Origin of the sequence: Tsukamurella strandjordii, from assembly GCF_039525985.1 — a bacterium.
Lineage (GTDB): Bacteria > Actinomycetota > Actinomycetes > Mycobacteriales > Mycobacteriaceae > Tsukamurella > Tsukamurella strandjordii.
Genome location: NZ_BAAAII010000004.1, coordinates 495,527 through 514,992 on the forward strand (window position 1 = coordinate 495,527; position 19,466 = coordinate 514,992).

The following is a 19,466-nucleotide window of genomic DNA, read 5'->3' on the forward strand; positions in this document are numbered from 1 at the left end:
GCACGGAAACGGAGGACAGATGACCGACCAGCTGACACCGAAGGACACCGCCGATACGGCGATGCCCGCGGCGGAGCAGAGCGCACTGCGGGAGACGCTCGAGGACTACACCCTGCGATTCGCCCCGCGCAGCTACCGCAAGTGGGGCCCGGCCGTGGTGGCCACCTCCGCACTCGGCGGCATCGCCTACCTGGCCGACTTCGCGATCGGCGCCAACATCGGCATCGCGGGCGGCACGGGCAACGCGCTCATCGGCATCGGATTCTTCGCGCTGGTCATCGTGCTCACCGGCTACCCGCTCTCCTACTACGCGGCCCGGTACAACATCGATCTCGACCTGATCACCCGCGGCAGCGGCTTCGGGTACTACGGCTCGGTGCTCACCAACCTGATCTTCGCGAGCTTCACGTTCATCTTCTTCGCGCTCGAGGGCTCGATCATGGCGCAGGGCCTCAAACTCGGCCTCGGCATGCCGCTGTGGCTGGGCTACCTGGTGAGCTCGGTGATCGTGATCCCGCTGGTGATCTACGGCATGAAATCGCTCGCCAAGCTGCAGGTGTGGACCACCCCGCTGTGGCTGATCATGATGGTGCTGCCCTTCGGCTACCTGCTCTTCAGCCACCCCGAGGCGATCGAATCCTTCTTCGCCTACAGCGGCACCGACATCGTCCGCGACGCCTCCGGCACCGTGATCTCCGCGACCCCCGCCGGCCACGGCGTCTCCTTCGCCGGCGCCATGCTGGCCGCCGGTGTGTGCCTGTCGCTCATCGCGCAGATCGCCGAGCAGATCGACTACCTGCGGTTCATGCCGCCCAAGACCCCCGAGAACAGCCGCAAGTGGTGGATCGCCGTGATCACCGCCGGCCCCGGCTGGGTGTTCTTCGGCGCCATCAAGCAGATCGTCGGCCTGTTCCTGGCCGTGTACCTGATCGCGCAGACCGCCGAGAACGCCGGCATCGCCAACGAGCCCGTGCACCAGTTCCTGGAGATCTACAAGGACTTCATGCCCGCCTGGCTCGCCATGACCCTGGCCGTGATCCTCGTGGTGATCAGCCAGATCAAGATCAACGTGACCAACGCCTACTCCGGCTCGCTGGCCTGGACCAACAGCTTCACCCGCGTCACCAAGACCTACCCCGGCCGCCTCGTCTTCGTCATCTTCAACGTGGCGATCGCCCTCGGCCTGATGCTGGCCGACATGTTCAGCTTCCTCAACAGCCTGCTGGCCTTCTACGCCAACTGCGGCATCGCCTGGATCGTGGTGGTCGCCAGCGATATCGCGATCAACAAGTACCTGCTCAAGATCTCGCCCAAGGTGCCCGAGTTCCGCCGCGGCATGCTCTACGACGTGAACCCCGTGGGCTTCGTCTCGGTGGTCGTGGCGGCCGGACTGTCGATCGCGGCGTTCTTCGGCCTCCTCGGAGCCACCCTGCAGCCGTACTCGCCGCTGGTCGCCCTGGTGCTGGCCCTGGTGCTGCCGCCGATCCTGGCACTGGCGACCAAGGGCAAGTACTACCTGCGGCGCACCGACGACGGCATCGACCTGCCGATGTTCGACGAGGACGGCAACCCGTCCGGCGAGAAGCTGCTGTGCTGCGTGACCGGCATCGAGTTCGAGCGGCCCGACATGATCGCCTCGAACGTGCCCGGCCCGAACGGCGAGAAGCAGTACATCAGCTCGCTGGCGCTGTCCTGCGACAAGTCCGGCGAGCACGTGCTGCCCGCTCAGAAATAGCCGGCAGCCCGCTCCCCGCCGGGAGCGCGCCTCCCCGTGATCCCTCGGCCTCCCCCGTGCACCTGCATGGGGGAGGCCGAGGCATGTGGGGGAGACGGGGTGGGAGACGGACTCGATTCGACTCTGACCGGCAGTTTCTCTACACTAGAGAGGTTGCCTGTCGTGCGTGAGCACGTCCGGCGCACCTCCCCGAACCGGTACGGATACGTCCGGACGGTCCGGAATCCCTGCGGGGCAACGGCTTCGCAGGACGGTTTGCTTCGTAGTAGGCCCACCGTCGGACGCATCAGGCCCTGATTTCAAGGCACCAGTGCGCCGTCGTTGCATGGGAACCGCTGCGAGAAAGGTAGACGAATCTGTCATGACTATGACTGATCCGATCGCAGACTTCTTGACCCGTCTGCGCAACGCCAACTCGGCGTACCACGACGAGGTGAAGCTGCCGCACTCGAAGATCAAGGCGAACATCGCCGAGATCCTCAAGCGTGAGGGCTACATCACCGACTTCCGTACCGAGGACGCCGAGGTGGGCAAGAACCTCGTCGTTTCGCTGAAGTACGGCCCCAGCCGTGAGCGTTCGATCGCCGGCCTGCGCCGCGTGTCGAAGCCCGGTCTGCGCGTGTACGCGAAGTCCACCAATCTGCCGAAGGTCCTGGGCGGCCTGGGCGTGGCGATCATCTCCACGTCCTCGGGCCTCCTCACCGACCGTCAGGCAGCCAAGCAGGGCGTGGGCGGCGAAGTCCTCGCTTACGTCTGGTAAGGGGACAGAACTAATGTCGCGTATTGGTAAGCACCCCGTGGTCGTTCCCGCGGGCGTCGACGTGCAGATCGCCGGCCAGGATGTCACCGTCAAGGGCCCCAAGGGCCAGCTGGCGCTGACCGTCTCGGACCCGATCTCGGTGTCGAAGAATGAAGAGGGCGCCATTGTGGTCGCCCGTCCCGACGACGAGCGGCGCAACAAGGCGCTGCACGGCCTGTCGCGGACCCTGGTCGCCAACATGGTGACCGGTGTAACCGAGGGTTACACCAAGAAGCTGGAGATCTACGGCGTGGGTTACCGCGTGGCGCTCAAGGGCAAGGACCTCGAGTTCTCCCTGGGCTTCAGCCACCCGGTGCCGATCACGGCGCCCGAGGGCATCACCTTCGCGGTGGAGAGCCCCACGAAGTTCTCCGTGTCCGGCATCGACAAGCAGCAGGTCGGCCAGATCTCGGCGGTCATCCGTCGTCTGCGTCGCCCCGACCCGTACAAGGGCAAGGGCGTTCGCTACGAGGGTGAGCAGATCCGTCGCAAGGTCGGAAAGACGGGTAAGTAACTCATGGCAACTCAGACTGAGAACAAGAAGCGCATTCCGATGGGCAAGGACGTCTCGACTCGTCGTCGTACGTCGAAGGCCCGTCGTCACTTCCGCCTGCGCAAGAAGATCGAGGGCACCGCGGTTCGTCCGCGCCTCGCCGTCAAGCGCTCCAGCCGGCACATCCACGTGCAGCTGATCGACGACCTCAAGGGCCACACGCTGGCCTCGGCGTCGACTCTCGAGGCGGACGTCAAGGCCGCGGGTGGCGACAAGTCCGCCCAGGCGAAGAAGGTCGGCGAGCTCATCGCCGCCCGCGCCAAGGCCGCTGGTGTGGATGCCGTGGTGTTCGACCGTGGTGGCAACAAGTACCACGGCCGCATCGCCGCGCTCGCGGACGCCGCTCGCGAAGGCGGGTTGACGTTCTGATGCAGACCACCACCATGTACTCCACCGAAGGAAAGGCAGCCTGATGCCCGGACGTCAGCGTCGTGACGGCGGCAATGGGCCCGCCGGCAACAACGGTCCCGATAACAACAGCAACGACCGCCGCGGCGGCCGTGGCGGCCGTGACCGCGATCAGCGCGGAGGCCGCGAGGCCGAGAAGAGCAACTACATCGAGAAGGTTGTCACCATCAACCGCGTCTCGAAGGTCGTGAAGGGTGGTCGTCGCTTCAGCTTCACCGCCCTCGTGATCGTCGGCGACGGCCAGGGCATGGTCGGCGTCGGCTACGGCAAGGCCAAGGAAGTTCCTGCGGCCATCCAGAAGGGCGTCGAGGAGGCTCGGAAGAACTTCTTCCGCGTCCCCATGATCGGCAACACCATCGTGCACCCCGTGCAGGGTGAGGCCGCGGCCGGCGTCGTGCTGCTGCGTCCCGCCAGCCCCGGTACCGGTGTGATCGCCGGTGGCGCCGTGCGCCCCGTGCTCGAGGCGGCCGGCGTCCACGACGTCATCGCCAAGAGCCTCGGCTCGGACAACGCGATCAACGTGGTCCACGCGACCGTCGCCGCTCTCAAGGAGCTGCAGCGTCCGGAGGAGGTCGCGGCTCGTCGCGGCCTGCCCATCGAGGACGTCGCTCCGGCGGGCATGCTGCGTGCGCGTGCAGGTCAGGGAGCGTAACTCATGGCACAGTTCAAGATCACTCAGGTGCGCGGCACGATCGGCACCAAGCAGAACCAGCGCGACAGCCTGCGGACGCTCGGCCTGAAGGGCATTCGTAAGAGTGTCGTTCGCGAGGACACCCCGCAGAACCGCGGCCTGATCCAGGTCGTGTCGCATCTCGTGGAAGTGGAGGAGGTGTAACCAATGGCTATCAAGCTGCACGATCTCCGTCCCGCCAAGGGCGCGAAGACCGAGAAGACCCGCGTGGGTCGCGGTGAGGGCTCCAAGGGCAAGACCGCCGGTCGCGGTACCAAGGGCACCAAGGCGCGCAAGAACGTCCCCGTGGCGTTCGAGGGCGGCCAGATGCCGCTGCACATGCGGCTGCCGAAGCTCAAGGGCTTCAAGAACCGCAACCGTGTCGAGTACCAGGTGGTGAACGTGGGCGACATCGCTCGCCTGTTCCCGCAGGGCGGCACCGTCGGCATCGACGAGCTCGTCGCCGCCGGTGCGGTTCGCAAGAACCGCGTCGTCAAGGTGCTGGGCGACGGCGAGATCAGCGTCAAGGTGGACGTGACGGCGACCAAGGTCACCGGCGCCGCCAAGGCGAAGATCACCGCCGCGGGCGGCTCGGTCACCGAGCTCGCCGCTTCGGCCGAGGCGTAACCGTCTCGATCGACTAGCGTGGAGACCGCGGCAGGCGCCGGAAACGGTGCCTGCCGCGGTTCTTCTTTCGCACCAGGTCGCGCGGCCCGACTTCTGTCGGGCGGTACGGCCGTGAACAGCCGCGATGGGTGCGGCTGTTAGAGTTCTAACGTTTGCAGGATTACCGATGAGGGCACGCCGCTCCCGCCTGCGGGAGTTGCGCGTGTCCACGAGCGTGGGGCCGCCCGTCCGGGCCGCCCGGCTGCCAGGAGGATGTGTGCTTTCGGCCCTAGTCCCGATCTTCCGGACCCCGGATCTGAGGCGGAAGATCCTGATCGTCCTGGGCATCATCGTGCTCTATCGGTTCGGCGCCACGCTGCCGTCCCCGGGCGTCAACTTCCGTAACGTCAGCGAGTGCGTCGACAACGTCTCCAAGGGCGCCAACGCCGATGTCTACTCGCTGATCAACATGTTCTCCGGCGGCGCGCTGCTGCAGCTGTCGGTGTTCGCGATCGGCATCATGCCGTACATCACGGCCTCGATCATCGTGCAGCTGCTGATGGTGGTGATCCCCCGCTTCGAGACGCTCCGCAAGGAGGGCCAGGCGGGCCAGGCCAAGATCACGCAGTACACCCGCTACCTCACGGTGGCGCTGGCGCTGCTGCAGGCCACCGCCATCGTGGCGATGGCCTCGCGCGGCGCCCTGCTGCAGGGCTGCGCCAAGCCGATCCTCGACAAGACCGACATCTTCTCGCTGATCGTCATCGTGATCACCATGACCGCCGGCGCCGTCCTCGTGATGTGGTTCGGCGAGCTGATCACCGAGCGCGGCATCGGCAACGGCATGTCGCTGCTGATCTTCGCCGGCATCGCCTCGCGCCTCCCGGCCGACGGCCAGAACATCCTGCAGAGCCAGGGCGGCCTCACCTTCGGCCTCGTCCTGTTCGCGGTGTTCCTCATCATCATCGCCGTGGTCTTCGTCGAGCAGGGCCAGCGCCGCATCCCGGTGCAGTACGCCAAGCGCATGGTCGGCCGCAAGATGTACGGCGGATCGTCGACCTACCTCCCGCTCAAGGTGAACACTGCGGGCGTGATCCCGGTGATCTTCGCGTCCTCGCTGCTGTACCTGCCGCAGCTGGTGATCCAGCTCGTGTCCGGCGGCGCCTCGACCGCCGGCTGGGTGCAGTGGATCCAGACCAACCTGGTGAACCCGGGCAGCTGGGTGCACATCGGCGTCTACTTCGCGCTGATCATCTTCTTCACGTACTTCTACGTGGCGATCACCTTCAACCCGGAGGAGCGCGCCGACGAGATGAAGAAGTTCGGCGGCTTCATCCCGGGCATCCGCCCCGGCAAGCCGACCGCGGACTACTTGAACTACGTGTTGCAGCGGATCACGCTGCCGGGCTCGCTGTACCTGGGCATCATCGCGATTCTCCCCAACCTGTTCATCGAACTCACCGGTAGCGGATCGAACATGAGTAACCTGCCCTTCGGCGGCACGATGGTGCTCATCATCGTGGTGGTGGCCCTCGACACGACGAAGCAGATCGAGAGTCAATTGATGCAACGCAACTACGAAGGATTCCTCAAGTGAGACTGGTTATTCTCGGCCCTCCCGGGGCGGGCAAGGGCACGCAGGCGGAGAAGCTGTCGGAGAAGTACGGAATCCCTCACATCTCCACCGGTGACCTGTTCCGCGCGAACATCAGCGAGGGCACCCAGCTCGGTGTCGAGGCCAAGAAGTACATGGACGCCGGCGAGCTCGTGCCGTCGTCGGTCACCGTCGACATGGTGCGCTCGCGCCTCGACGAGCCCGACGCCGTGAACGGCTTCATCCTGGACGGCTTCCCCCGGTCCACGGACCAGGCCGATTCGCTGGCCGAGATCCTGGTGCCGCGCAACGAGAAGCTCGACGCCGTGATCTCCTTCGAGGTGCCCGAGGACACCGTGGTCGAGCGGATGCTGGCCCGCGGTCGCGCGGACGACACCGAAGAGGTCATCCGCAACCGCATGCAGGTCTACGCGAAGCAGACCGCCCCGCTGCTGGACTACTACGGCGATTTCGTGACCCACATCGACGCCGTCGGCACCGTCGACGAGGTGCTCGGCCGGGTCACCGCCGCGCTCGATAAGTGAGCAGGTTCCGCCGCAACAAGACCGTGCCCTTCCGCTCGGCGGGAGAGCTCGACGCGATGGCCGCCGCGGGCGCCGTCGTGGGCCGCGCGCTGGTCGCGGTCCGCGATGCCGCCCGCGTCGGCGTCTCCACCCTCGAACTCGACGAGGTCGCCGAGACCGTGATCCGCGAGGCCGGCGCGGTCCCGTCGTTCAAGGGCTACCACGGCTTCCCGGGCTCGATCTGCTCCTCGGTCAACGAGGTGGTCGTGCACGGCATCCCGAACCGGGACACGGTGCTCGCCCAGGGCGATCTGGTGTCCATCGACTGCGGCGCCATCCTCGACGGCTGGCACGGCGACTCCGCCTGGACCTTCGGAGTCGGTGAACTCGCCGACGACGATGCGGACCTCTCCGAGGCCACCCGGCTCGCCATGGAGGCGGGGATCGCCGCCATGGTCGACGGTGCGCGCCTGACGGACATCTCGCACGCCATCGAGACCGCCACCTACGCGCAGTCCGCGCGGCTGGGCCGCGACTTCTTCATCGTGGACGGCTACGGCGGTCACGGCATCGGCCGCGAGATGCACATGGACCCCTTCCTCGCGAACGAGGGCGATCCGGGCAAGGGCCCGAGGCTCGTCGTCGGCTCCACGCTCGCGATCGAACCCATGCTCACCCTCGGCACCCCCGATACCTCCGTGCTGGAGGACGACTGGACCGTGGTCACCGACGACGGTTCCCGCGCCGCCCACTGGGAGCACACCGTGGCCGTCACGGCCGACGGTCCCCGCATCCTCACCCCGCGCCCCTGACGCGAGCGGTGCCGTCCTCCATCGCGCTAGAATTGATGCTGAGCAGGGAGGACGTGGCATGACTGACATTGAACGAACCCGTCGTCGTGTGAAGGCGATCCGATCGATCCGTCGCAGTACGGAGCTCGAAGGAGCCGAGAGCACCGTCGCTACGCGCGCAGATCAGGTGGCCTATGCCCGGGGCACGATCGACGTGGCCGAACTCGGCGAGCGCGTTCGTCGCCGATACAACGTGCAGTGACCGGTGGCGCAGTACCCGTGGGACACGGGCGATCACGACGCGGATTGGGTCGGATACTTCGTTCCCGGGACTTCCGTGCTGCGGAATCGAGTCGGAGCGGTCACTGCCCGCGAGCTGGAGGACGCTGAGAACGACCTCGTCGAGGTCCGCGTGATCGAGCTCCGAGAGCGACCCGATCTCGCGGCACGACGCTACGATCTGCACCACCTCAGTGCGATTCATCGCCACCTTTTCCGCGATGTCTACGAGTGGGCGGGCCATCTGCGCACCGTCGGCATCGAGAAGGGCGACGAGTCCTTCTGCCCGCCCGGCAATATTGCGCAGGCGATGCAGCATGTCGCGGGGCGTATCGCCGAATCGAGTCGACTGCGGAAGATCCCCGGGGAGCAGCTACCGCGCGAGGTCGCCTACCTGTACGACTACGTCAACTTCGCGCACCCGTTTCGCGAGGGAAACGGCAGGGCCACGAGAGAATTCTTCAACCTGTTGCTGGCGGAGCGTGGTGCGGGGTTGGCGTGGGACCGAACCGATATGGCGGAACTACACGATGCGTGCCATCAGGCGCGTGCGCACAGTGACCTCTCCGGCCTTGAATCGCTGTTCGCGAGAATCGTCGACGATGAACCCGCCTACGACTTCTGACACCCGCTACGAATATCTCTTGACCCTCACGCGACGTGAGGCCAGAAGGTGATCGGTGTGAACGACGGGAAGCAGCAGTTCCACACGGTGGGCGCGATCGCGCGCCTCACCGGCGTCAGCGTCCGCACGCTGCATCACTACGACGACATCGGTCTGGTGCCGCCCTCGGGCCGCACCGCCGCGGGGTACCGCGCGTACTCCGATGCCGACGTCGAGCGGCTGCACCAGGTGCTGACGTACCGGGAGCTGGGCTTTCCTCTCGAGCAGATCGCGACCCTGCTCGACGATCCGTCGGCCGATGCCATGGCGCATCTGGAGGAGCAGCGCACGCTGCTGACGACGAGGATCGATCGTTTGCACCGCATGGTCGCAGCAGTGGAGGAAATGATGAACAGCAAGAAGAAGGGAATCACGCTCAGCGCCGAGGACCAGGCCGAGATCTTCGGGGACGACTGGCTCGGCGAGGGCTACGCCGAGGAGGCGGAGCAGCGCTGGGGCGACACCGACGCCTGGAAGCAGAGCGCCGAGCGCACGGCGAAGCTGAGCAAGGACGACTGGAAGCAGCTCAAGGCCGAGGGCGATGCGCTGGAGGCCGCGCTGGCCGACGGTCTGGCCCGCGGCGTGGCGCCGGGCTCCGAGGAGGGCAACGCCCTCGCGGAGCAGCACCGGGCCGGTATCGACCGCTGGTACGACTGCGACCACGCGATGCACGTGTGCGTCGCGCGGATGTACATCGACGACCCGCGGTTCCGCAAGCACTACGAGGACATCGCACCGGGCCTGGCCCAGTACGTCTTCGACCTCGTGGCCGCCAACGCCGAGGGCCGGTAGCGGATTCGTGCCGCTCGGGTGTCCACCGACATCTGAGCGGCGCGAAGTACCGCGAGCTACGCTGGCGACGTGCAGTGGTTCCTGGACAACTGGTGGATCGTGTTCCCGATCGCTGCCGGACTCGGCGGCACCGGGCGCGCGATCGGCGCGTGGAACGAGCGCCGCGCCGCCCGCCGCCTGGAGCGCTACCGCATCAAGCAGGAGACCAAGGTGGCGCTGGCGCAGGCCAAGGGGATGGGCCGGATCGACGCCGAGCAGGCCGCCCGCGAGATGTCCCGAGTCACGAAGGAACACGACACCGTCGACACCCGGTGGTTCGAGTACGAGACCGACCTGGCCACCATCCTCGACTACCCGATGATGATCGACATGCGCGAGCCGCTCACCGTCGAATTCCACACGGCCAAGCGGCGGGCCGATCTGCTGCGCCCCGCGACGCCGGACGAGACGAGCGGACTGGCCGACTACCGCGATGCCGTGCACGCCTACGTCGCCGCGTTCGACGTGGCGGAGCAGGAGGCGCACCGGCGGCGGCGCGGGGACTTCGATCCGATCGAGCAGGAGCGGCTCTCCCGCGCGCAGCGGCTGCTGGCGGTGGCGCTGGACGGCGGCGCCACGGGCGCCGAGCGGCAGCAGGCCTATCAGCGGGCCCGCAAGGAACTCGACGGGCTGCTCAACCTGCCGCTGCCCGCCACCGTCGCCTTGGAGCGAGCGGTGCGGGCAGCGTTGGAGAGTTCGAACTAGCCGCGGCTAGGTGCAGCCGCGGCGCACTGCGGAGGTCCAGGCACCGTCGTCGGTGAGGACGGACCGGACCGCCTGGCGGAACCACCGCAGTGCGCGCATCGCGAGCCCCTAGGACACGCCGGCCGTGGCGGGCGCCTGCGCCGCGGCAGCAGCGGCGAGGCCCAGCTGCAGATCGGCCAGGATGTCGTCGATGTGCTCGATGCCCACGGCCAGGCGCACCAGGCCGGGGGTGACTCCGGCTTCGAGCTGCTCCTGCTCGGTGAGCTGGCTGTGCGTGGTCGACGCCGGGTGGATCACCAGCGACCGCACATCGCCGATGTTCGCCACGTGGCTGTGCAGCTGCAGGGCGTCCACGAAGGCCTTGCCCGCGGGCACTCCGCCGGCCAGCTCGAAGGCGACGATGGCGCCGGCGCCCTTGGGCAGCAAGGCCTTCGCGCGCTCGTGGTACGGCGACGAGGGCAGCCCGGCGTAGATCACCGAGGTCACGCCGTCCTGGCCGTCGAGGAACTCGGCCACCTTCTGCGCGTTCTCGATGTGCCGCTCCACCCGCAGGCTCAGCGTCTCGATGCCCTGGCTGAGCAGGAAGGCGTTGAAGGGCGAGATCGCCGGGCCCAGATCGCGCAGCAGCTGCACGCGGGCCTTGAGCGCGAAGGCGGGCGCGCCCAGGTCGGCGAAGACCACACCGTGGTACGACGGGTCCGGGGTGGTGAAACCGGGGTGCCGGCCCTGCGTCCAGTCGAAGGTGCCGCCGTCCACGATCACGCCGCCGATCGCGGAGCCGTGGCCGCCGAGGTACTTGGTGGCCGAGTGCACCACGATGTCGGCGCCGTGCTCCAGCGGGCGCAGCAGGTACGGGGTGGCCACGGTGTTGTCCACGATGAGCGGCACGCCGTTCTCGTGCGCCACGCCCGAGACGCCGGGCAGGTCCAGCACGTGGCCGCGGGGGTTGGCGATGGTCTCCGCGAAGAAGGCGCGGGTGTTGGGGCGGACGGCGGCGCGCCACTGCTCCAGATCGTCGGGGTTCTCGACGAAGGTGACCTCGATGCCCAGCTTGGCCAGGGTGTAGTGCAGCAGGTTGTAGGTGCCGCCGTAGAGGTACGGCGAGCTGACGATGTGATCGCCCGACTCCGCCACGTTGAGGATCGCGAGCGTCTCGGCGGCCTGACCCGAGGCCACCAGCAGCGCGGCGACGCCGCCCTCGAGCGCGGCGATGCGCTGCTCCACCGCGTCCTGCGTGGGGTTCATGATCCGGGTGTAGATGTTGCCCGGCTCGGCCAGCCCGAACAGCGCCGCCGCGTGATCGGTGTTGTTGAACGTGTACGAGGTGGTCTGGTAGATCGGGAGCGCACGCGCATTGGTCGCACCGTCGGGCGTCTGCCCGGCGTGGATCTGCGTGGTTTCGAAGTGCCAGGCGGGGCTGTCCGGAGTGGTCATGGGTGCGATCCAAATGCAACCGGCCGCCGGAGTAAAGACTTTGGCTCATACAGTAGGGAAATGGTCGACGACGAGGTGGTGGCGCTCTACGACGACGCGGGGCGCCCGGACGGGTCCGCCACGCGCGCCCGCGTCCGCGCGGGGAACCTGCGCCACGCCACCACCGCGATCCTGGTCTTCGACCCGGCCGGCCGGATCTACGTGCACCGGCGCACCCCCGTCAAGGACGTCTACCCGGGGCTGCGCGACTTCTGCGCGGGCGGGGTGCTGCTGGCGGGGGAGTCGCCGGACGACGGTGCCGCCCGTGAGGCCTTCGAGGAACTCGGCGTGCACGGCGTCCCGCTGCTGCGGGTGGGCACCGCCGATTACATCGACGCGGTCACCAGGTTCGTGTGCTTCCAGTACGTGTGCACCTACGACGGGCCCATCGTCTGGCAGCCCGAGGAGGTGGCCGGCGGCGAGTGGATGACCCGCGCCGAGCTCCTCGCGGCCGTGGCGGACGACCCCGGCGACTTCGTTCCGGATTCGGTGCAGACGGCCCTGCACCTGGTGACCGACGGGGCGCCGCCCGGCGCGGGTTTGGGCCAGGATTCGTCCGACGAGTCGTGAGCGCGTAGAATGGGCAGGTAGCGCGGCGTTCGTCAGTGATGATCGAGCCCGCACCCCGGGCGCAACCGGCGCCGGGACGAAGACACAGGATCGTGGAGGGTATGGCGAAGAAGGACGGAGCCATCGAGGTGGAGGGCCGCGTCGTCGAGCCGCTCCCCAATGCAATGTTCCGCATCGAGCTGGAGAACGGGCACAAGGTTCTCGCCCACATCAGCGGCAAGATGCGGCAGCACTACATTCGTATTCTGCCCGAGGACCGGGTCGTCGTGGAGCTCTCGCCCTACGACCTCACCCGCGGGCGCATCGTCTACCGGTACAAGTGATCCGGTAGTCGCGCAGACGACGAAGGCCCACCCCGGCGGGGTGGGCCTTTTCTCGTCTCCGGGGCCTGGTGCCCCGCCGGTCAGACGGCCAGGCGCAGGCCGCCGGCCGCGCCGAAGATGAAGCCGAGGTCCAGGTACTGGGACTGGCCGGCCGAGCTGCCGTCCTTGAAGGAACTGGTGGCGATGCCGAGCACGGCACCGTCGTTCAGGCGCACGAGCGGGCCGCCGCTGTCGCCGTGATCGCTGCGCACGTCCGAGAGGATGCGGTTGCCGGCCACGTCGATCACCGATCCGCACTGCCAGCCGGTGGTGCGGCCCTGCCGGCACACCTTGTCGCCGACCACGGCGCGGCCCACGGTGCGCGGCTGGACGGTGCCCTGCCGGTTCACCAGCGGAACGCCCGGCTTGAACGAGAGGGTGGCCCAGTCGGGCTCGTTCGGGTCGACGACCCGGTCGTCGGCGGAGATCCGCGGCGCGGCGGACTTCTCGACCTTGCCGACCTCGGCGATGGTGCGGTCGCGGCCGGGGACCGGCACGGCCACCGTCTGGCCCGCGTTGCCGCAGTGCCCGGCGGTCACGCCCACGCGGCGGCCGTCCGGGGTGAGGGCCATGACGCCGAGCGTGCAGGCCTGCACCTCGATGCCCTGCGCGGTCTCCTTCTGCACCACGTCGATCTCGGAGCCGGGGCCGATCACGATCGGGGCGGCGTTCACGGGACCGGCGGCGATGAGCACGGAGGTCGCGGCACCGATCGTCGCGGTGGCGGCGACCCCGAGGCGGCGGGCAAGGGAGAGCGACATGCTGGTCCTTTACGTCTTCAACGGGTCGTCAAGCCACAGCGGCGGGATAGGAATGTCCTGCTGTGCGATGGCGAATCCGAGATTAGCACGGCTCCGACCTCCGACGATTTGGGCGCGCGGCCATCGGCGCGTAGACTGGATCATCGCGTGCGTGCGCGGGTTCCCGCGTGCGCCGTGACGCTGTGCCGGAGTACCCGGTGCAGCGCCGGAAAACACTGAACACAAGGGATAGGACTGACGTGAAGGTCAACCCCAGCGTCAAGCCGATCTGCGAGAAGTGCAAGGTGATCCGCCGTAACGGTCGGGTCATGGTGATCTGCGACAACCTGCGTCACAAGCAGCGTCAGGGTTAATCGCCCAGGATCGTCAGCGCTTTGAGCGGTTCGCCGCTTGAACTGCAGTACATGAACTCTCCGCACCAGCGGGGGCATACGAGCCCCTGTAGGACCCCCGGCTCGGAGGCCGGGGCCTCGGCCGGCGTGAAAGCGCCGGAACCCGCGAGGACGGACGGGGAGCAGACCTCCGACGAAGAAGAAGGAAACAGCCAGACATGGCACGTCTTATGGGTGTCGATCTCCCGCGCGAGAAGCGCATGGAGATCGCACTGACCTACATCTACGGCATCGGCCGTACCCGCGCGACTGAGATTCTGGACGCCACCGGCGTGAGCCCGGATCTGCGCAGCAAGGACCTCAGCGACGAGGACCTGACCAAGCTCCGTGACTTCATCGAGGGCACGGACTACAAGGTCGAGGGTGACCTGCGCCGTGAGGTGCAGGCCGACATCCGTCGCAAGATCGAGATCCAGTGCTACCAGGGCATCCGCCACCGTCGTGGCCTGCCCGTGCGTGGCCAGCGCACCAAGACCAACGCTCGCACCCGTAAGGGTCCGAAGAAGACCATCGCCGGAAAGAAGAAGTAATGCCTCCGAAGTCGCGCGCCGCTTCCGGCGCCAAGAAGGGCGCTTCGCGTCGGCGGGAAAAGAAGAACGTCCCGCACGGCCACGCCCACATCAAGAGCACGTTCAACAACACGATCGTCTCGATCACCGATCCCGCCGGCAACGTCATCTCGTGGGCGTCGTCGGGCCACGTCGGCTTCAAGGGTTCGCGTAAGAGCACCCCGTTCGCCGCGCAGCTCGCTGCCGAGAGCGCTGCCCGCAAGGCGCAGGAGAACGGTGTCAAGAAGGTCGACGTCTTCGTCAAGGGCCCCGGCTCGGGCCGTGAGACCGCCATCCGCTCGCTGCAGGCCGCCGGCCTCGAGGTGGGCACCATTTCCGATGTGACCCCTCAGCCGCACAACGGCTGCCGTCCGCCCAAGCGGCGCCGGGTCTAGGGAAGGTAGGAGAGAGAAACCATGGCTCGTTATACCGGCCCTGTCACCCGTAAGTCCCGTCGTCTGGGCGTCGACCTCGTCGGCGGCTCCGAGGCGTTCGAGCGTCGTCCTTACCCGCCCGGCCAGCACGGCCGCGCCCGGGTCAAGGAGAGCGAGTACCTGCTGCAGCTCAAGGAGAAGCAGAAGGCCCGCTTCCTGTACGGCGTGATGGAGAAGCAGTTCTCGCGGTACTACCAGGAGGCCAAGACCGCCTCGGGTAAGACCGGCGACGCCCTGCTCCAGATCCTCGAGACCCGTCTCGACAACGTCGTGTACCGCGCCGGCCTGGCGCGCACCCGTCGTCAGGCTCGCCAGATGGTGACCCACGGTCACTTCACGGTGAACGGCGTCCGCGTGGATGTTCCCTCGTACCGCGTCTCGCAGTACGACATCATCGACGTCCGCCCGAAGTCGCTCGGCACCACGCCGTTCCAGATCGCGCGTGAGACCGTCGGCGAGCGCACCGCTCCGGCATGGCTCCAGGTGGTCCCGTCGACCCTGCGCATCCTCGTGCACCGCGTGCCCGAGCGTGAGCAGATCGTCGTGCCCTTCCAGGAGCAGCTCATCGTCGAGTACTACTCGAAGTAAGTAGTGCAGGGTCGCCGGCGGATTCGCCGCCGGCGGCCTTCTACGGGCGTCAAATAGCGGACGCCCAGAGAGAAGGAAATACTCAATGCTCATCTCGCAGCGACCCACTCTCAGCGAAGAGGTCATCTCCGAGGCTCGGTCGAAGTTCGTCATCGAGCCGCTGGAGCCGGGCTTCGGTTACACGCTGGGCAACTCGCTCCGCCGCACGCTGCTGTCGTCCATCCCGGGCGCGGCCGTGACCAGCATCCGCATCGACGGCGTGCTGCACGAGTTCACCACGGTCCCCGGCGTGAAGGAGGATGTCACCGACATCATCCTGAACCTCAAGGGCCTGGTCGTCTCGTCGGAGGACGACGAGCCGGTCACCATGTACGTGCGCAAGCAGGGCCCGGGCGCCGTCACCGCGGGCGATATCGTTCCCCCGGCGTCGGTCACCGTGCACAACCCCGATCTGCACATCGCCACCCTGAACGACAAGGGCAAGCTCGAGATCGAGCTCGTCGTCGAGCGAGGCCGCGGCTACGTGCCGGCCGTGCAGAACAAGGCCTCGGGCGCCGAGATCGGCCGTATCCCGGTCGACTCGATCTACTCGCCCGTGCTCAAGGTGACCTACAAGGTGGAGGCCACCCGTGTCGAGCAGCGCACCGACTTCGATCGTCTGATCCTGGACGTCGAGACCAAGAACTCGATGACCGCGCGGGACGCGCTGGCTTCGGCCGGCAAGACCCTGGTCGAGCTGTTCGGCCTGGCGCGCGAGCTCAACGTCGAGGCCGAGGGCATCGAGATCGGACCGTCGCCGGCTGAGGCCGACCACATCGCGGCGTTCTCGCTGCCGATCGAGGACCTCGACCTGACGGTGCGCTCGTACAACTGCCTCAAGCGCGAGGGTGTGCACACCGTGGGCGAGCTCGTGGCCCGCACCGAGTCCGACCTTCTCGACATCCGCAACTTCGGTCAGAAGTCGATCGACGAGGTCAAGGTCAAGCTGCACGCGCTGGGTCTGGCCCTCAAGGACAGCCCCGCGTCGTTCGATCCGTCGCAGGTCGACGGGTACGACCCGGCCACCGGTACCTGGAGCGACGAGCCGTCGTTCTCGGGTGATGCCGATGGCGATCAGGACTACGCCGAGACCGAGCAGCTCTGAGCTGAAGAGCTCGTAAACCCCCACAGGAGAAACAATGCCTAGGCCCACAAAGGGCGCCCGCATGGGCGGCTCGGCCTCGCACCAGAAGCACATTCTGGCGAACCTCGCGACCGCGCTCTTCGAGCACGGCCGCATCGAGACCACCGAGTCCCGCGCCAAGCGCCTGCGTCCCTACGCGGAGAAGCTGATCAGCCATGCCAAGCACGGCAAGCTGGCCAACCGCCGCGAGGTCATGAAGGAGATCCGCAACAAGGACGTCGTGCACGTGCTGTTCGCGGAGATCGCTCCGGCCGTCGCCGACCGTCAGGGCGGCTACACCCGGATCATCAAGACGGAGAACCGCAAGGGCGACAACGCCCCCATGGCCGTCATCGAGATCGTGACCGAGCAGCTCGCCGCCACCGAGGCGTCGCGCTCGACTCGCGTCGCCGCTTCGCAGGCCGCGGCGAAGGCCGCTGCCGTCGAGGCCGACGAGATCAAGGCCGACGACGCTCCCGCGAAGTCGGATTCGGATCTCCCTGCCGGTGCGCATGCGCCGCTGGAGGACCCGAACGAGGCGCCCGAGGGCTTCCCGATCAAGGGCAACGCCGATTCGAAGCTGTACCACAAGCCGGGCACCCGGTTCTTCGACTCGACCGTGGCCGAGATCTGGTTCGCCGACGACGCCGCCGCCGAGGCCGCCGGTTACTCGCTGCCGAAGTCGCAGCAGACCGACGCCGACTCGGAGTAAGTCAGCAACACCACGAAACCCGCCGGGCCGCAAGGTCCGGCGGGTTTCGTCGTTTCCGGGCCGGGCCGGGCCGGGGTGGGTCCGTCCGATGGGGCTTGTCAGCGCGGCTCGTCGGCGGCGAGCGCCGTCATGGCATCGACGGTGGCGCGCACCTTCTCCGCGGAGACCCGCGGCAGGGTGAACCGGGCGAGGTAGGCCTCGCTGGTGACGCGGGACCAGTCGCAGGTCACGTCGATCCGGGTGCCATCGCCCTGCGGGGTGAACTCCCACGACCATTCGACGCCGATCGGGCTGCGCCCGCGGCCCGCGGGGAGCCAGGCGATGCGGCGGCCCGGCTCGAACGCGGAGACGTGGTTGTCCACCGAATAGGGGCGGCCCTGCTCGTCGCTCATCTCCATGCCGAAGGTCTGGCCGGCGGCGGTGATCACCTCGGGCGTGCCCTCCGACAGCCCGCGGAGCATGCCGGAGCCGTCGGCCGCCACGTGCGCCGCGGGCCGCGCGAGGGCGGCGAACAGCGCCTCGGGCGGCACGCCCTCGACGATCACGGTGACGGTCTGGGAGGTGGCTTCGCTCATGATCGCGACGCTACGCAGAAGGGCACGGAGCCGCACCGATTCCGGGCAGGTGATTCTCCCCTCCGCCTGCCTCATCCGCGGCCGATTACCGGCCGCGGATGGCACGCGCGGCAGCGGGAACCGACGGTGCGTCCACCGGATAGTCGGCCCGAGCTGGTGCGGGTAGCATCGCTGCGGTCATGACTCGTTATCGCCTCGACATCGCCTACGACGGAACCGACTTCAGCGGCTGGGCCCGGCAGCCGGAGCGGCGCACCGTGTGCGGTGTCCTGGAGGAGTCCTTACGCACGATCCTGCGCACCGAGGTGCAGCTCACCGTTGCGGGCCGGACGGACGCGGGGGTGCACGCCACCGGGCAGGTCGCGCATCTCGATACCGATGTGGCGCTGCCCGACGGCCTGGTGCGCCGGCTGGCGCGGTTGCTGCCGGAGGATGTGCGGGTCACCGCGATCGCGGAGGCGCCGGAGGCCTTCGACGCCCGGTTCTCGGCGTTGCGCAGGCACTACGAGTACCGCCTCACCGATGCCGTGTACGGCGCGAATCCGTTGCGGGCCCGCGATACCGCGCCGTGGCGGCGCCCCGTCGATCTCGATCGGATGCAGGCCGCCTCCGATGCCCTGCTCGGCCTGCACGATTTCGCGGCCTTCTGCCGTCGCCGCGAGGGCGCGACCACGGTGCGCGAGCTGCAGCGTTTCGCGTGGCGCCGGGACGCCGACGGGGTGTGCACCGCCGAGGTCTCCGCCGACGCCTTCTGCTGGTCGATGGTGCGGTCCCTGGTGGGTGCCGTCGCGGCCGTCGGGGAGGGGAGACGGTCTGTGGAGTGGGTCGCCGGGCTGCTCGACGAGCGCGAGCGGTCCAGCGCGATCAACGTGGCCGCCGCCTGCGGCCTGACTCTGGTGCGGGTGGACTACCCCGCCGATCACGAGCTCGCGGAGCGGAACCTGATCACTCGGGAGCGGCGCGAGGTGGACGGCCCCTCCGCCGGCTGCTGCGGCGACTGACGCATCTCCTCAGCGGGCAGACGACGTTCTCCCGCAGTTCACGATCCCGTAGCCGGGCCCCTGAATACTCGGGTGACGTGAACCCCTTCGACGTCACCGGCTTCCTCGGGTCCGCGGGCCTGATCGGTCTGATCGTGCTGATCTTCATCGAGACCGGCCTGCTGGTGGGCTTCATCTTCCCGGGCGACTCGATCCTGTTCACCGCGGGCATCTTCGCCGCGCAGCCGCAGCCCTTCGCGCAGCTGTGGCAACTGCTGGTGTTCCTGCCGCTCGCCGCGATCATCGGCGATCAATGCGGCTACGCGATCGGCAGGTACGCCGGACCGAAGGTGATGCGCGGCCGGGTGATGAACTTCATCGGCCAGGGGCCCGTGGACAAGACCTACGAGTTCTTCGACAAATACGGGCCGTTCACCGTGCTGTTCGCCCGGTTCATCGGCATCGTGCGCACCCTGGTCCCGGTGCTCGCGGGCTTCTCGCGGATGGATCACCGCAAGTTCACGCTGTTCTCGGTGATCGGCTCGCTGCTGTGGTGCGACGGGATCGTGCTGCTCGGCTACTTCCTGGGCGGCATCCCGCTGCTCCGCGACAACCTCGAGGTGCTGTTCATCGGCTCGGCGATCACCATCATCGTGCCCATCGCCATCACCGTGATCACCCGTCGCCGGGCCCGCCGCCGCGCGGAGGCGGCGGGCGAACGTGTCGAAGCCGCCCACGCGGAGGGCTAGC

General features: G+C 67.9%; 27 protein-coding genes. 24 read left to right on the plus strand and 3 right to left on the minus strand.

Annotated features, from left to right (window positions below; all coding sequences use genetic code 11):
* Positions 1–19: 19 nt before the first annotated feature.
* From ABD108_RS08420 to ABD108_RS08485, 14 genes are all read left to right on the plus strand, one after another.
* Complete coding sequence (locus ABD108_RS08420; RefSeq protein ID WP_220657960.1) at positions 20–1,735, plus strand: purine-cytosine permease family protein; 1,716 nt, start codon at positions 20–22, stop codon at positions 1,733–1,735.
* Between the two features lie 361 nt (positions 1,736–2,096).
* A complete protein-coding gene (gene rpsH, locus ABD108_RS08425) occupies positions 2,097–2,495 on the plus strand; it encodes a 30S ribosomal protein S8 (RefSeq protein ID WP_220657961.1) in 399 nt (132 codons plus the stop codon).
* A gap of 13 nt (positions 2,496–2,508) precedes the next feature.
* Positions 2,509–3,048, plus strand: a complete 540-nt coding sequence (gene rplF, locus ABD108_RS08430; protein ID WP_220657962.1) for a 50S ribosomal protein L6 — start codon at positions 2,509–2,511, stop codon at positions 3,046–3,048.
* Between the two features lie 3 nt (positions 3,049–3,051).
* On the plus strand, positions 3,052–3,456 hold the full coding sequence (rplR, locus tag ABD108_RS08435) for a 50S ribosomal protein L18 (protein ID WP_304941250.1): 405 nt from the start codon (positions 3,052–3,054) through the stop codon (positions 3,454–3,456).
* A 43-nt stretch (positions 3,457–3,499) separates the two neighbouring features.
* On the plus strand, positions 3,500–4,147 hold the full coding sequence (gene rpsE, locus ABD108_RS08440; protein ID WP_220657963.1) for a 30S ribosomal protein S5: 648 nt from the start codon (positions 3,500–3,502) through the stop codon (positions 4,145–4,147).
* A 3-nt stretch (positions 4,148–4,150) separates the two neighbouring features.
* Positions 4,151–4,330, plus strand: coding sequence for a 50S ribosomal protein L30 (gene rpmD, locus ABD108_RS08445; RefSeq protein WP_013127982.1), 180 nt, complete (start codon positions 4,151–4,153; stop codon positions 4,328–4,330).
* Between the two features lie 3 nt (positions 4,331–4,333).
* Entirely contained in the window at positions 4,334–4,792 is a 459-nt protein-coding gene (gene rplO, locus ABD108_RS08450; RefSeq protein ID WP_220657964.1) for a 50S ribosomal protein L15, read from the plus strand.
* A 256-nt stretch (positions 4,793–5,048) separates the two neighbouring features.
* The gene (gene secY, locus ABD108_RS08455) at positions 5,049–6,368 is read left to right on the plus strand and encodes a preprotein translocase subunit SecY (protein ID WP_220657965.1); all 1,320 of its coding nucleotides are present in this window, start codon (positions 5,049–5,051) and stop codon (positions 6,366–6,368) included.
* Positions 6,365–6,910: an adenylate kinase gene (locus tag ABD108_RS08460; RefSeq protein ID WP_220657966.1), complete on the plus strand. Its 546-nt coding sequence runs from the start codon at positions 6,365–6,367 to the stop codon at positions 6,908–6,910. The genes secY and ABD108_RS08460 overlap by 4 nt, the downstream gene beginning before the upstream one ends.
* Positions 6,907–7,701, plus strand: a complete 795-nt coding sequence (map, locus tag ABD108_RS08465; protein ID WP_220657967.1) for a type I methionyl aminopeptidase — start codon at positions 6,907–6,909, stop codon at positions 7,699–7,701. The genes ABD108_RS08460 and map overlap by 4 nt, the downstream gene beginning before the upstream one ends.
* 58 nt (positions 7,702–7,759) lie before the next feature.
* Complete coding sequence (locus tag ABD108_RS08470) at positions 7,760–7,942, plus strand: antitoxin VbhA family protein (protein ID WP_220657968.1); 183 nt, start codon at positions 7,760–7,762, stop codon at positions 7,940–7,942.
* 3 nt (positions 7,943–7,945) lie between these two features.
* Positions 7,946–8,584 carry a Fic/DOC family protein gene (locus ABD108_RS08475; protein WP_343930034.1) on the plus strand — a complete coding sequence of 213 codons (639 nt, stop codon included), beginning with the start codon at positions 7,946–7,948 and terminating at the stop codon, positions 8,582–8,584.
* A 57-nt stretch (positions 8,585–8,641) separates the two neighbouring features.
* Positions 8,642–9,415, plus strand: coding sequence for a MerR family transcriptional regulator (locus tag ABD108_RS08480; protein WP_343930035.1), 774 nt, complete (start codon positions 8,642–8,644; stop codon positions 9,413–9,415).
* Between the two features lie 69 nt (positions 9,416–9,484).
* Complete coding sequence (locus tag ABD108_RS08485) at positions 9,485–10,159, plus strand: hypothetical protein (protein ID WP_305111059.1); 675 nt, start codon at positions 9,485–9,487, stop codon at positions 10,157–10,159.
* A gap of 108 nt (positions 10,160–10,267) precedes the next feature.
* Here the strand turns inward: ABD108_RS08485 and ABD108_RS08490 are convergent, their stop codons facing one another.
* Positions 10,268–11,593 (minus strand): bifunctional o-acetylhomoserine/o-acetylserine sulfhydrylase, encoded by a 1,326-nt coding sequence (locus ABD108_RS08490; RefSeq protein ID WP_220657971.1) that lies wholly within the window; start codon positions 11,591–11,593, stop codon positions 10,268–10,270.
* A 60-nt stretch (positions 11,594–11,653) separates the two neighbouring features.
* On the opposite strand from ABD108_RS08490, the gene ABD108_RS08495 reads away from it, so the two are divergent.
* Both ABD108_RS08495 and infA read left to right on the plus strand, forming a co-directional pair.
* The gene (locus ABD108_RS08495; protein ID WP_343930036.1) at positions 11,654–12,202 is read left to right on the plus strand and encodes an NUDIX hydrolase; all 549 of its coding nucleotides are present in this window, start codon (positions 11,654–11,656) and stop codon (positions 12,200–12,202) included.
* 101 nt (positions 12,203–12,303) lie between these two features.
* Positions 12,304–12,525: a translation initiation factor IF-1 gene (infA, locus tag ABD108_RS08500; RefSeq protein WP_005140011.1), complete on the plus strand. Its 222-nt coding sequence runs from the start codon at positions 12,304–12,306 to the stop codon at positions 12,523–12,525.
* A gap of 80 nt (positions 12,526–12,605) precedes the next feature.
* Here infA and ABD108_RS08505 read toward each other — a convergent pair whose 3' ends face one another.
* Positions 12,606–13,325 carry a S1 family peptidase gene (locus ABD108_RS08505; protein ID WP_220657973.1) on the minus strand — a complete coding sequence of 240 codons (720 nt, stop codon included), beginning with the start codon at positions 13,323–13,325 and terminating at the stop codon, positions 12,606–12,608.
* Positions 13,326–13,564: 239 nt separating this feature from the next.
* Between ABD108_RS08505 and rpmJ the strand changes: the two genes are divergently transcribed.
* From rpmJ to rplQ, 6 genes are all read left to right on the plus strand, one after another.
* Positions 13,565–13,678, plus strand: coding sequence for a 50S ribosomal protein L36 (rpmJ, locus tag ABD108_RS08510; RefSeq protein ID WP_013127970.1), 114 nt, complete (start codon positions 13,565–13,567; stop codon positions 13,676–13,678).
* Between the two features lie 197 nt (positions 13,679–13,875).
* Positions 13,876–14,247 (plus strand): 30S ribosomal protein S13, encoded by a 372-nt coding sequence (rpsM, locus tag ABD108_RS08515; protein ID WP_305111057.1) that lies wholly within the window; start codon positions 13,876–13,878, stop codon positions 14,245–14,247.
* Positions 14,247–14,660: a 30S ribosomal protein S11 gene (gene rpsK, locus ABD108_RS08520; RefSeq protein ID WP_220657975.1), complete on the plus strand. Its 414-nt coding sequence runs from the start codon at positions 14,247–14,249 to the stop codon at positions 14,658–14,660. Before rpsM ends, rpsK begins: the two co-directional genes overlap by 1 nt.
* A 21-nt stretch (positions 14,661–14,681) precedes the next feature.
* The gene (gene rpsD, locus ABD108_RS08525; RefSeq protein ID WP_220657976.1) at positions 14,682–15,287 is read left to right on the plus strand and encodes a 30S ribosomal protein S4; all 606 of its coding nucleotides are present in this window, start codon (positions 14,682–14,684) and stop codon (positions 15,285–15,287) included.
* Between the two features lie 85 nt (positions 15,288–15,372).
* Positions 15,373–16,431 carry a DNA-directed RNA polymerase subunit alpha gene (locus ABD108_RS08530; RefSeq protein ID WP_220657977.1) on the plus strand — a complete coding sequence of 353 codons (1,059 nt, stop codon included), beginning with the start codon at positions 15,373–15,375 and terminating at the stop codon, positions 16,429–16,431.
* Positions 16,432–16,465: 34 nt separating this feature from the next.
* Positions 16,466–17,161, plus strand: a complete 696-nt coding sequence (rplQ, locus tag ABD108_RS08535; protein ID WP_305111056.1) for a 50S ribosomal protein L17, sunset domain variant — start codon at positions 16,466–16,468, stop codon at positions 17,159–17,161.
* Between the two features lie 98 nt (positions 17,162–17,259).
* On the opposite strand, the gene ABD108_RS08540 is transcribed toward rplQ, so the two are convergent.
* A complete protein-coding gene (locus ABD108_RS08540; protein WP_343930037.1) occupies positions 17,260–17,736 on the minus strand; it encodes an SRPBCC domain-containing protein in 477 nt (158 codons plus the stop codon).
* A gap of 179 nt (positions 17,737–17,915) precedes the next feature.
* Here ABD108_RS08540 and truA point away from each other — a divergent pair, with 179 nt between their 5' ends.
* Together truA and ABD108_RS08550 are read left to right on the plus strand one after the other, a co-directional pair.
* Positions 17,916–18,737, plus strand: a complete 822-nt coding sequence (gene truA, locus ABD108_RS08545) for a tRNA pseudouridine(38-40) synthase TruA (protein WP_343930038.1) — start codon at positions 17,916–17,918, stop codon at positions 18,735–18,737.
* A 77-nt stretch (positions 18,738–18,814) separates the two neighbouring features.
* Complete coding sequence (locus ABD108_RS08550) at positions 18,815–19,465, plus strand: DedA family protein (protein WP_220657981.1); 651 nt, start codon at positions 18,815–18,817, stop codon at positions 19,463–19,465.
* The last annotated feature ends 1 nt before the right edge of the window (position 19,466 follow it).